Annotated in this window: 8 protein-coding genes; 7 read left to right on the top strand and 1 reads right to left on the bottom strand. The window is 59.4% G+C overall.

Translation table 11 applies throughout. The features are described 5' to 3' along the window. Positions 1–10: 10 nt before the first annotated feature. A complete protein-coding gene (locus WG898_RS03825; protein WP_339601417.1) occupies positions 11–1045 on the bottom strand; it encodes a Fe(II)-2OG oxygenase family protein in 1035 nt (344 codons plus the stop codon). Between the two features lie 90 nt (positions 1046–1135). On the opposite strand from WG898_RS03825, the gene WG898_RS03820 reads away from it, so the two are divergent. The 7 genes from WG898_RS03820 (at position 1136) to WG898_RS03790 (ending at position 12737) form a co-directional block, all read left to right on the top strand. Then, positions 1136–2161, top strand: a complete 1026-nt coding sequence (locus tag WG898_RS03820; protein ID WP_339601416.1) for a hypothetical protein — start codon at positions 1136–1138, stop codon at positions 2159–2161. A gap of 5 nt (positions 2162–2166) precedes the next feature. Continuing rightward, positions 2167–5508: a UvrD-helicase domain-containing protein gene (locus tag WG898_RS03815; RefSeq protein ID WP_339601415.1), complete on the top strand. Its 3342-nt coding sequence runs from the start codon at positions 2167–2169 to the stop codon at positions 5506–5508. Between the two features lie 69 nt (positions 5509–5577). Continuing rightward, complete coding sequence (xseA, locus tag WG898_RS03810; RefSeq protein WP_339601414.1) at positions 5578–7326, top strand: exodeoxyribonuclease VII large subunit; 1749 nt, start codon at positions 5578–5580, stop codon at positions 7324–7326. 28 nt (positions 7327–7354) lie between these two features. Next, positions 7355–7681 (top strand): exodeoxyribonuclease VII small subunit, encoded by a 327-nt coding sequence (xseB, locus tag WG898_RS03805; RefSeq protein ID WP_339601413.1) that lies wholly within the window; start codon positions 7355–7357, stop codon positions 7679–7681. 220 nt (positions 7682–7901) lie between these two features. Next, on the top strand, positions 7902–10538 hold the full coding sequence (locus tag WG898_RS03800; protein ID WP_339601412.1) for a type I restriction-modification system subunit M: 2637 nt from the start codon (positions 7902–7904) through the stop codon (positions 10536–10538). Beyond that, on the top strand, positions 10531–11742 hold the full coding sequence (locus WG898_RS03795; RefSeq protein WP_339601411.1) for a restriction endonuclease subunit S: 1212 nt from the start codon (positions 10531–10533) through the stop codon (positions 11740–11742). Before WG898_RS03800 ends, WG898_RS03795 begins: the two co-directional genes overlap by 8 nt. Further along, positions 11739–12737, top strand: a complete 999-nt coding sequence (locus tag WG898_RS03790) for a CBASS cGAMP-activated phospholipase (RefSeq protein ID WP_339601410.1) — start codon at positions 11739–11741, stop codon at positions 12735–12737. The genes WG898_RS03795 and WG898_RS03790 overlap by 4 nt, the downstream gene beginning before the upstream one ends. The last annotated feature ends 13 nt before the right edge of the window (positions 12738–12750 follow it).

The raw sequence follows: 12750 nt of genomic DNA, 5'->3' as shown, positions 1-12750 counted from the left end.
TTCGGGCCTGCTACGGAAATAAGACGTGTGGTGGGCTGGCCCCAAGATGGCGCTTGTGCGCAGCCAACTTCGAGGTGTCGAGGGCATACGTACGCAAAAGCCATCGTGACTGGCCACCAACCTCGCCACTCGGCTCGCCGCGGCCATGCAGACTCACCCGATTGCTGACAACGAGCACGTCGCCAGGCTGCACAACCAGGGGAACAACAGTCTGAATGCAGGCTGCCTCGAAATTCCTGGAGGCCTGCTCTGCGGCCCCTCCAGACACCGTTGGAGAGACGGAACGATGGCTGTACCGGACATAGGTGCCCTGCCCAACATCCTTCAGGACTGGCTCGTCGATAACCACGAGCTCGCGGCCCAAGACAGCCTTCATTCCCTGCACGAAGGTCTTCTGAGAATGAATCGAGTACTGCGGTTTTTTCAGCTCGGCTACATCACCAGGCAACATATGAGCCAGGATGTCGTCAAGCGGCATCAGCTTGGTCGGCACGGCCTTGGGATTGCGCAGCCCGACGAGGGTCACGAGGTCAGGCGAAGGGGCAATCCGCACATCATTGGCATCGTCGTCGCCATTGAACGGGAGGCTCACGCCATCCGTGTGGCCGCGCAAGCCCTTCTTGGACTTCTCGGGCATAGCGCCCTGTCCAGCCAGCACAACCAGGTTCACGAACAAATGGCCGCCGTTCTCTGCGCCATACGACACAGTCTCCATACGCAGCAGGCCGTGCACCGCGAGGACTGCAGCACGGCCAGCCAGCGTAGCGGTGGTGTCGGGCACCGGGTTAAATGCAGTCGGGGTATCAACGAGAGAGCTGGCGTCGAACACCCCTTGAAGATGGCAATACGGGGCCTGCAGCACCCGCTCGCGCAGCGCCGCAGGGTCGTGCCCCGCCGCCTGTAGCGTGTGCTCTACGGTCAGGCCTAGCACCGCACCGAGGGTGGCGGGATTGGCCATCTCCATTTGCTGCTGCGCTTGCGTCGTCGCATCTATCCAATCTGCTACGGCAGCTCTGACGGCCGCAGCGAGGTCGGCGTCCGTCATGGTTGCCCCCAGGGTTGATATATTGTTGATACAAGTCTACACTGTTGTCAAGGGGTGAATGTTTGCCCTGCTTCGCCATGGAGGGCGCCAATGAAACTCGTTCCTGACCCTGTGGGTACTGTCGAGGGACGAGCGATGCTGGACCAACTGCCCGAGCTCTACTTCGCTGTCCTCAAGAGCACGCAAATAGAGCGGAATGCTGGCGCAGGAATACGTTGCTCGTTCGAACTCCCAACTCTTGGAAAGCGCACCAAGACCGCGCCCACCGCAAGAGAAGCCATCCGCGCAGTTCTTTTGGAGTTGTCAGACGTCCTAACTATGACACCGGTAGACCAATGGCCAGCGGGTTGGCACATGCTTGCATCGCAGGGGGCAAGCACATCGAAGGACGACGGGCGGAAGCCCGAGAGGTTCCAGTCCAAGGCCCGACAGCTCACGATTGGAGTCACCATGCCTGTAACCCTTAAGGTGTCTTTGCAGAACATCGCAGACCAACAGAAGTCGAGCTTCTCTGAGGTTGCACGCCAATTGGCCGGCGTTGGATTCGAAGACTTTGATGAGCGCTCCTTCTCAGAAGGGTCTGACGATTTGCTCTCATCCTTCTCGTCTGAGCTTAGGAAATGGCCACTCTTGGAGACTGAACAAGTCATGCTCAGGCTCGACCCTCACCTGGGAGTACGCCTGCGTTCTGCTGCCAAGGAATACAGCCGGTCCGCGTCAGAGTTTGGAGCGATGTGCTTGGCACATGGACTCGCTCTACAGACTCAGCTTGTAGAGCTCGAGCAGAAGGTCGCAGCAGTTCGAGGCGCAGCTGTTCGCAAGCTCGCTCCACAGGTCGGACTCGGCACACAAGTAGCTCTTCTCTCGGGGATTCTTGCAGGCACCGTTCGGGCACCTAAGAAGGTGCTGAAGAGCCTCAGTGAGTTCTTTGAGACTCCACAGCTTGCGTTGACAGAGTTCTTCAAGCGCTCCTTTGAGAGTCGCGTTGTCCCCGCGTTTAAGGCCGAGAACGGGAAGCCTCAGGTCTCTCACTCTGCGACATCTTGGGAAGACGCAGTCAGGTCGTTGAACTTGCCTGTGGCCCAAGCCAAGGAACTCCTCCAACTTGATGAGTAGAGCCAATGAATCCATTCCAGCGCGCACGAGACGAAGCCAGAGCGACGAGAGAGAAGCTGGCGCCTGGGAAGGCTGACTCGGCCGTCAAGGCAAGAGACCTCCTCGCAGCTGTGGAGGAACACCTCGGTCTGGCCATCGAACCTGTTGACCCGTCATACGCTGACCTCGGTGACGGCAGTGCGGTCCTCCAGCGCGAGCAGAAGTTCATCTACGTCAGCAAAGACATCCCTCATTGGGGTGAGGAGTTTTGTGGGCTCGTCGCCCACGAACTCGGCCACTGGTTCCTTGATGCGTCCAAGGCCTCTTCAACGGTCGCTCACCTCAAGACCCTCTTTGGGAGCGACGGTTCCCCCGCAGTAATGAAGGTAGAGGCGTACGGAGCCCGAGAGCGACAGGAACTCCAAGCCAACCTCTACGCCAGAGAGTTGCTACTCCCTCGTGACTTGGCGCGCAAATTTGCTTCCAGCGATGTGGGTCCAAGCAAGGTTGCGAAGGACCTCGGCATTCCACTTGAGTTCGCTCGCCAGCAGATGCTTGATGCAATGCTGCTGCCAGACGCAGAATCCACGACCAGCGCGCTGCATCCACCGAGCCCTGACCAGCATGCTGCGGCACGAGCCGAAGAACGTGCGGCTAACGTCGTTGCCGGTCCGGGGACAGGCAAGACGTCCACTCTCATCCACCGGGTCAAGTATCTCGTCGAAGATAAGAAGGTCGACCCCAGTCAAATTCTCGTTCTCACATTCACCAACAAGGCAGCGTTCGAACTCGTCGAGCGTCTGCGCGGCGCCGGCATTGACCGAGCGGCAGACGTCTGGGCCGGCACATTCCATTCGTTTGGCCTTGAGTTCCTCCGCAAGTTTCACCAACGGTTCAAGCTGGAGCCGGACCTGCGAGTGGCCGACCGACTTAGCTCGATGACGATGCTCGTCGCAGGCCTGCCGCAGCTGGACTTGCAGTACTACCTACGGGTAGAAGACCCCTACGACTGGCTCAGCCCCGTCATCGAAGGCATCAAGCGCCTCAAAGAAGAGCTCGTCTCTCCCGATGCGTACCGTGCGTTCGTCGCAAAGTATCCCGCCGAGGACGCCGAACTCCAACGCCGTCGGGAAGACGTGGCCGTGCTTTATGAGGCGCATGAGGGGCTGCTGGCACAGCGCAAGACGGTCGACTTCGTCGACCTCATTGCAAAACCGGCTCTTGCATTGAAGGCGGACCGCACACCGTTCACTGAACTCGCCGACAGGTTCCAGTACATCCTCGTCGACGAGTACCAGGACGTCACCCAGGCGATGGTCGAGCTGCTACGGCAGTTGGCACAGAAGGCGAAGTCCATCTGGGTCGTGGGTGATGTTCGCCAAGCCATCCATCACTGGCGCGGCGCGTCTCTCAAGAGCTTGTTGAAGTTCGAGGTCGAATTCAAGGCACATGCGGGCGGCACAAGGATTCAACGCTACCCCCTCGACACGAACCGTCGCAGTGCCCACGAAATCCTCGAGCTTGTGCAGGAGGTTGGTCGGCAGCACAAGTTAGAACCGAGTATGCCGCTCGACAAGATGTCGGCAGCCAAGGGTACATGCGGTGACTTGCCCAAGGTGGTCACCTGCGCGAAACGGGACGAACTACTGGGTGCAGTGGTCGAGTCCGTCAAAGTTCTGCAGAAGCAGGGCGTGCCCTTTGGTCAGCAGGCTGTTCTATGCCGAAAAGGGAGTGACATTCAACGTGCGGCAGAAGTGTTGGCTTCCCAGGGAATTCCTGTCATCTACATCGGCGAGTTGGCGGAACGGCCTGAGGTCAAGCGCCTGCTCTGCCTCATGCAGTTGCTCGTTGAACGACAGCCGCGCGCACTGATTGGTCTGATGGATGTGTCTGGACTCGCTATGCCCATGGCCGACATTCAGCGACTGCTGGAGGCAGCGCGAGACGACGTGGCGTATCAGCGTGGCCGGTGGCTAGACAACCTGCCACCGGGCGTCTCCGCTCGCGGCAAGGCTGTCATCGCAAAGCTAAGCCAACTGTTGAGTGGCCGTCGTCACAGCTCCAACCCTTGGGCTTTCGTTTGCGACATGGTGCTGGAGCACCACTTTGGCCTCCCACCGCATGCAGACCAATCCGTCGGCGCGTGGACCCAACGCATCGCGCTGTGGCAGTTTGCGTACGCTGTTCGGAACGGCGATGGTGAAATGAAGGAGGCTCGCCTGTCGAGGTTCCTCATGCGCCAGCGCTTGCGTCAGCGCATCGGTGAGAGCTACGTCGACCGTGAGCTGCCACCCGAGGCAGCAGCTCTCGATGGTCTGCGACTGCTGACCGTGCATGGAAGCAAAGGGCTCGAATTCGAGGCGGTGCATGTTGCCTTCGTTAATGCCGACGACTACGGCGCACAAACACCAAGCTGGTCTCCACCGGAGAGCGTGCTGGAAATCGTTCCTCCGGAAGCCCTCGGCAGCAGTCAAGCAGAGTTCGATGTTGAAGAAGCAGTCGAGCGAAACAACCTGCTGTATGTCGCCGTGTCCCGTGCCAAGCGGCATCTGTACTTGTATCAAGAGAAGGAGTTTGGAGACCATACGCTCGCACCACAACTCCAGCACTTTCCACGCAAGTTCCAGCCGCTCCCCTACACCGGTCTAGCCATCAAACTGGGAAAAGCTCAGTCTCACAAGGCATTTACTCCGCCTGCCATTGTGAAGTTCGAGCACTTCGACACTTATGTGAGATGCGCTCTCCAGTACTGGTATTCCCAGGTCCTTGAGCTCAAGAGCGAGGCCGATATTGATGTCTCCATCCGAGCGCGATGGTCAGTGATGAGCGCATTGAAAGCCGCGGCCACTGGCAGGCCAGGAGCTCCGGATGCGCACCTGCTTTCTGCTTGGGTTGAGCAAAAGCTTCCGTCGGAAGTCGAGGACCCGTCGCTTTGGCGAGATGCCTCCCGAGCCCTCTCGCGAGGGTTGGAGCTCATGGGTCAAATCGTCGCGGAAGGCGGGACCTTCGCCGAGCCAACTTCCATCGTCGGCGGAGTGACTATTCAGATGCCGTGGGGGTTCCTTGTCAAAGGCCCATATTCCATCGAGTTCGCGATGATGCGCTTCGCACGCCGCGGGGTGTCGGACATCTCCACTGTGCTCAAGCCGATGGTGCCCGGACTGATGCTCAGCGGAACAAAGAAACTTTCTCTCAATCACGTTCTGTCCGATACGGTCGACCAGGTCCAGGGTGCAAAACGCGTCGAGTCAACCAAGTCATTCAAGACAGCAATCCGCATGCTCGCAGGCGACAACCTCCCTACGAAGGGCCGACACTGCGGCCGCTGTGCATTCATGACCATCTGCCCGTCGGCGCCGACCTTGTAGCAATGCTGCGAAACGGTCCATTAGTCGCTCACCCCGACGCCCCTCACACGGCCGCAACGCCGACGCGCTATGGATGAGCGCATCTACCTCACGACCAGCTTTAAGGAGAAGGACCGCGTCAAGGCCCTCGGTGCCCGCTGGGACCCCGCAGCGGGTCAGTGGTACGTTCCAGCAGGTCTGGACTTGGTGCCGTTTGAAAGCTGGCTCCCCGTCAAAGCTACTGGCGTAGAGCTTGAGGACTCCCTCTCGCCAAATACCCCATCGTCTGCCCGCGAACTCTCCACTCAGGTAAAAGGCATACCTCTTTCCCGACTGCTCGCAGGTGTCACCACCGCCGTCGCGAGGGCCTTCTCAGAAGGCATTTGGACTACGGCGGAAGTTGTGCGGGCATCAGTCAGCAAAGGGCACTACTACCTCGAGCTTTCTGAGCGCAACGAAGCCGGTGAGGTTGTCGCGCAGACTCGAGCAGTCATCTGGGCACGCACCGCCGTGACATTGCTGGCTGAGTTCAAACGCGCTACCGGAGCCGACCTCGACGCCGGCATTAAGGTCCTCCTGCGTGCCAAGCCCGTCTTCAAGGCCCAGTTCGGTTTCAGCCTCGAGGTCGATGGCATCGACCCGTCCTACACCCTCGGAGACCTTGAGGCCAAGAAGCGCGAAATCCGCGAGCGACTCAAGCGCGAAGGTCTTTTTGACCGCAATCCACGCTTGGCACCTCCTTGGGACTACAGCGCCGTCCTAGTCGTAGCGCCAGAACGAGCTGCGGGCCTCGGGGACTTCGCAAAGGAAGCCCAGCGCCTTGAGGCTTATGGCATCTGCCAATTCAGCTACGCCAATAGTCGATTTCAAGGCGAAGGCGCTGCTGCAGAGATAGTTCAAGCCATTCAGAACGGTTTGCGAACATGGTCCAGCCTGGTCCTGCCCGATGCCGTGGTCATCATCCGCGGCGGCGGTTCAGTCAACGACCTCGCCTGGCTAAACAACTACGAGCTCGCACGATGTGTCTGCGAATGCCCGGTCCCTGTGCTCACCGGTGTCGGGCATGAGCGCGACGAGACCTCTGTCGATGAGGTAGCCCACCGCAAGTTCGATACACCCAGCAAGGTCATCGCTGGCATTGAGGACCTGGTGCGCATTCGTGCTCGCGAGGCAAAATCCCAATACGAGTCTGTCCTAACACGCGCTCGGGCCGACACAACTTCGGCGGCCAAGGACGCGCAGCAATTGAGGCAACACGTCGAGCACGCCGCTCGCTCGACCGTTCTACAGGCCCGCGTCGACACGGAATCGCTGCTCAATACCGCTCGGCACCGGTCGGTGTCGACAATTCACGAGGCCCGCACGCAGTCGCGCGAGGCCTTTGACGCCGTCCGAACCGAGGCACGCGCGCAGGTCGCAGCGGCACGGCAATCGACGCCCGGCATGCTCTCGAAGATAGGCGCCCACGCCACATCCACGGTTACTCAGGCACGTCGGGACGTCGAGACGAAGCTCCCCTTGGTACTGGAGCGCGCATCGACACAGACGCGAACCATGAAGCAAGAGGTTACGCGAACCATGCTCGATGCGTTCGAGTGCGCATCGCGAAGCGCCTCCATCGTCTCCGACCGCTCCCAGGCACTGTTCCGAGAGATTGCGGGTCAAGGGCCTCAAAAGACCTTGCGCCGTGGGTTCGCAGTGGTCCGCTCTCTGGGTGGAAAGACTGTCACCACAGCGAGCCAGGTCAGGAGCGGAGCCCAGATTGAAGTAAGACTGCACGACGGCGTCGTAGGCGCAGTTGTCAGTGGCATCACCAAATCAACTGAAGGAGGCAGCTGACCGCTGCCCAAAGAAAGCGAGAAGGTCCATGGAAGCTCAAACATTCCGCGACGCATACGACGTTCTTCAGCGCCACGCAGCGACATTGCGTGAGCAGGACGAGCCCAACATCGACGACCTGTTGGACATCGTCAACGAGTCCGTCGCCGCATACAAGGTCTGCAAACTACGAATCGACGCTGTAGAGAAGGCACTCGAAGAAGCGCTAGTCGGAGCGGGGCTCGAAGGGAGCGCCCGCGGTACCAAGGCAGCACCGAACTCCGCTGAGTCGGCCGACGCCACGCCCGCACGCAAAACGGTCGGACCTGTCAATGCGGGCGGATTCGACGATATAGATGACGAAATTCCGTTCTAGGTCGTACTAGGCGTCCCCGACATGCGCGGGCATCGACTGCAACTGGACCGATAGACACCAGCAGAAGTTACGCACGCTGCTCTTCAACAATGTGTGCGCTACCGAGCTATTTCGGTTCCTGACGTTGCGCAGGCGACACTACCGGTACAGATTTCAGCACCACGTGTAACAGCAGCAGACAACTACAAGTCGCGCTTCACCGCCGACGACCATGTCCCCCATGACGCTCCCCGAGACTTTAAAGATTAACCAACTGCCGAAACCTGGCCTGTCCGCAACTCCGGAAGCCCAGGTCATGGCCGCAAAACCCAAGCGCAAGAAGCTCACCCTCACTCAGCTCGAATCCTTCCTCCTCAGGGCAGCTGACATCCTCCGCAAGACGGGCATGGACGCGTCCGAGTACAAGGAGTACCTGTTCGGCATGCTCTTCCTCAAGCGGCTGAGCGACCAGTTTGAGGAAGACCTTGAGACCCTTCAACGGAAGGCCTCTGCGGAGGGAAAGTCCGAGAAGCAGGTTCAAGCCCTCCTGCGCAACAAAAAGGGCTTCGCGTTTTGGATACCCGAACGCGCGCGTTGGGAACTAGCCGAACCCGTAACGCTCGAGAACGCCCAGCAGTTTCGCGGACTGATGCACGTCAAGAAGCTCGTAGGCGACATGGTCAACAAGGCGCTGGCGGCCATCGAGGAAGACAACGTCGAGGCGTTGTCGGGGGTGCTCAAGCCCATCAACTTTATGGCCACCAAGGGCGACAAGAAGCGTCGCGTCGATGACGACGTCATCGTCGAGCTTATCGAACACTTCTCGACGGTCCACCTCGCTAACGGCTGGTTCGAGTTCCCCGACCTGCTCGGGGCGGGCTACGAGTACCTCATCAAGTACTTCGCCGACACCGCGGGCAAGAAGGGTGGAGAGTTCTACACACCGGCTCCGGTGGTTCGACTGCTTGTGCAACTCATGGAGCCGCTCGAGCTCATGTCCGTGGGAGACCCAACATGTGGCTCCGGCGGCATGCTGGTGCAGACAGGCAGCTACGTCGAAGAGTCCGGCGGTGACCCCAGCACCTTGCAGCTGTGTGGGCAGGAGGTCAACCCGACCACCTGGGCCATCTGCAAGATGAACATGATTCTCCACGGCTACAAGGCTGCGGACATCCGCAATGACGACACGCTGAAGAACCCGCGTCACCTCGCCGAGAACGGTGAGCTGATGCTCATGGACCGACAAATTGCCAACCCGCCGTTTTCATTGAACTACTCCGCCAAGGAGATGCAGTTCAAGGAGCGGTTCCACACCTTCATGCCCGAGACCGGCAAGAAGGCGGACCTCATGTTTGTGCAGCACATCCTGGCAACTCTGGCAGCGGAAGGCAAAGCCGCAGTTGTGATGCCGCACGGTGTACTGTTCCGCGGCTCAAAAGAAAAGGAGGCCCGCAAGCGTATGGTCCTTGCGGGCCAACTTGAGGCCGTCATTGGCCTGCCGCCTGCGCTCTTCTACGGCACCGGCATCCCGGCCTGCGTCCTCGTGCTCAACAAGAAGAGCGCGAGCAAGCGCAAGCACGTTCTCTTTGTCAATGCCGACCGCGAGTATGAGGAGGGCAAAAGCCAGAACAGTCTACGGCCCGAGGACATCGAGAAGATTTCCTATGTTTACCATGAGATGCTGGAAGTTCCGGCGTACTCGCGTCGGGTGCCCATCAAAGAGCTTGAAGCCGAAGACTTCAACCTCAACATCCGGCGCTACGTCGACAATTCACCACCGCCTGAACCTCAGGACGTGCGGGCTCATCTCCACGGCGGCGTGCCCACTCTGGAGGTGGACGCACTCAACCATTGGTGGCAGAACTACGTCGGCCTCCGCGAAGTGCTATTCGGTACTCGCAAGGCCGACCTGACGTACGTGGACTTCACCCCCGCGTTGAAGGCCGACAAGTCAGCGGCCAAAACTCTAGTCGAGAGCCACGAAGCCGTGCGGGCCAAGCATGCCGACTTCCACGGTGTCTTGGCAAAGTGGTGGGCAGCGAACGTGAAGGACCTTCGCGCCCTCCCAACCACTGGGAGCTACTTCCCGCTAAAGAAGAAGTTCGCGCAGAGCCTTGAAGACCTTCTCTTGCCGTTTGGACTGTTGGACCAGTTCCAGATTCGGGGCGCATTCGCTGAGTTCTCGAGCCAGTTGGCCGCGGACTTCAAATCGGTCGCGGCGTCTGGTTGGAATGCCGAACTGATTCCAGCCGATGAAATTCTACGGTCGCAGTTTCCTGAAGTGCTGGCCGAGCTTGAGGCGGCACAGTCGCGGATTGCCGAGTTGCAAGCGATGTTTGACGCGGTGAAAACTGAAGAGGGCGAGGAAGAGGAAGAGGTCGACTTGTCGACCTATGACTTCGACGACGAACAACCGGTTTTGCCGAAGGCGGTGGTTGATGCCCTCAAGGCTCGAAAGAAGGAAGTTGCGGCTGAACTGAAGACAGTCAAGAAGAGCGGCAATGCGGCGTATCACGCAGAGTTGACTGCGGAACTCGAGCAGGCTGATGAGTTGCTCGGCAAGCACTCGGCGCTGGAAGAAGAACTCAAGACAGCCAAGCAGACCGTCAAGTCAATTGAAAAGCGACGAGACGAACTGGTCGAACGTGCGCGTGACCGCATCACTTCGGAAGAAGCGGAGCGGCTCATACTGAACCGTTGGATGGTCGCACTTGCAGAGGCCTATGAGTTACGCCTGCAAAAGTACCGCCTGTGTCTCGTCGGCCTCATCGGACGACTTTGGGATAAGTACGCAGTGACCCTGCGCGACATTCAAAGCAAACGAGAGAGCGCAGCTCTGCACCTGGCTTGCCTGCTGAGGGAGCGCGGAATTGAGTGAGTGGAAGTACACAACACTTGCCGACGTCGCTGACGTCAGAGTGAGCAACGTTGACAAGAAGACTCATCAGGACGAGTACCCCGTTCGACTTTGCAATTACATGGATGTCTACGGTTCAATCGCCGTTGATTCCTCACAAGATTTGATGGCAGCCACAGCCAGTGCGGCTGAGATTCAGAGATTCAAGCTCTATCCGGGGGATGTTGTCATCACCAAGGACTCCGAGACGCCTGACGACATTGCCATTCCAGCGTACATGGGGCCGAATTTGCCGAGCGACGTCGTATGCGGCTATCACCTTGCCATCCTGCGGCCGCGCTCGGGAGTCGATGGACAATTCTTAAGCTACCTGCTGCGCTTGCCCGAGGTAAATCGTCACTTTGCGTGCCGGGCAAGTGGTTCAACTCGCTACGGCTTGAGCCTTAAGACAATTCACAGCGCTCCGCTGCACATTCCCGATAGTGAGACCGAGCAGAAGGACATTGCTGCTCTCTTGGCAGCGGTGGACGCGCAACTGTCTCGCTTGGGAGAAGTTGTTGGCAAAACCGAGATTGTGCGAGCTGCGCTGATACAGGATGCACTTTCGGCGGTCTCCAGTGCGCCACTCGAGCCTCTCTCGAAACTTGCAACGGTTGGCAGTGGCGTCACCCTGGGCCGGAAATTCGCCGGGCCAGGCACTGCCGACTACCCCTACCTGCGCGTTGCAAACGTCCAAGACGGACACGTCGACCTCACTGAGGTCAAGACCCTGCGCCTACCCCAATCCGTGGCGGCGCGAGCGATGCTCCAGTCAGGCGACGTGTTAATGAACGAAGGTGGCGACTTCGACAAGCTGGGGCGTGGAGCCGTATGGCGCGGACAGATTGCGAACTGCCTCCACCAGAACCACGTGTTCCGGGTTAGGTGCAATCAGGACCTGTTGTTGCCAGATTTCCTTGCGCTGTGGGCCGCATCGGAGTTTGGGAAGAAGTTCTTCATGCTGGCATCGAAGCAGTCCACGAACTTGGCCTCCATCAACTCGACGCAGTTGAAAAAGTTCCCCGTGCTGCGGCCGTCCCCAGATGAGCAGAGGGATGTACTCAAGACTGTCGAAGCCGTTGACAACGTGCTCGAGTTGGACCGCGCTGAGTTGGCGGGACTTCGCCTGCTCAAGCAAGGCCTCGCCCGGGACCTATTGACCGGAAAGGTGCGGGTACCCTCATGACCTGGACTGCGGAGCACCCCTTCCAAGCCCTTTCGCTCACGGGCGGCGGCTACCGCGGTCTGTTTACTGCCAGAGCTCTGCAAGTCATCGAGGACCACCTCAAGGTACCAATCGGCCGGCGCTTCGACCTGACCTGCGGGACGTCCATCGGCGGCATCGTCGCGCTGGCGGTGGCCTTCGAAGTTCCGATGAGCAAGGTCGTTGACGTATTCGAGAAACACGGTGCGGACATCTTCCCGCCGCACGAGTCACCGACGAGCAAAATTGGCAAGGGCGTGGACCTATGGAAGCACACACGGAAGCCGCGGTACTCGACCGCCCCTCTCCGCGAAGCCATCACGAAGCTCATCGACAAAGACGCCACGCTCAACGACGCGAAGCACGCAGTCGCCATCCCCGCCGTCAACGTTACGCAAGGTCGGCCGCAAGTCTTCAAGACCCGGCACAAGGCCGAGTGGACACGCGACTGGAAGTTCAAGGCGGTTGATGTAGCCCTGGCGACGGCCGCTGCTCCGACGTTCTTCGAGCTCGCCGAGGTCGGCGGCAACCTGTACGCCGATGGAGGACTGTTCGCGAACGCGCCGGACCTGGTTGCCCTGCACGAAGCGGAACACTTCTTCGGCGTGCCTGCAGAGGCCGTCAGAATCCTCAGCGTAGGCACGACCACCAAGAGCTATTCGGTTTCCTTCAATTCCGGTCGCCAGTTCGGCATCGCCGACTGGATGGAGGACCAACGTCTATTCTCGGTCACGATTTCTGCGCAGCAGCAGTTCGTCGACCAGCTGATTCAGCACAAACTGCAGGAGCGCTACTTCCGGTTAGACCACGAACCGTCGCAAGAGCAAGCACGGGACTTGGGCTTGGACGTTGCGACGGAAGCAGCACGCAAGACGCTCAAGGCGCTTGCTGACAAGGCGACGAGCGACGTACTCGGGACCAAACTGCTGCCTTACCTTTCACATCAACCACAACTCCAACTGGTCAGGGAAGGCTAATGGGGAAAGCATC

The sequence above is a fragment of the Paucibacter soli genome (assembly GCF_037482845.1).
GTDB classification, from domain to species: Bacteria; Pseudomonadota; Gammaproteobacteria; order Burkholderiales; family Burkholderiaceae_C; genus Paucibacter_B; species Paucibacter_B soli.
This window is presented reverse-complemented; position numbering and strand designations above follow the sequence as displayed.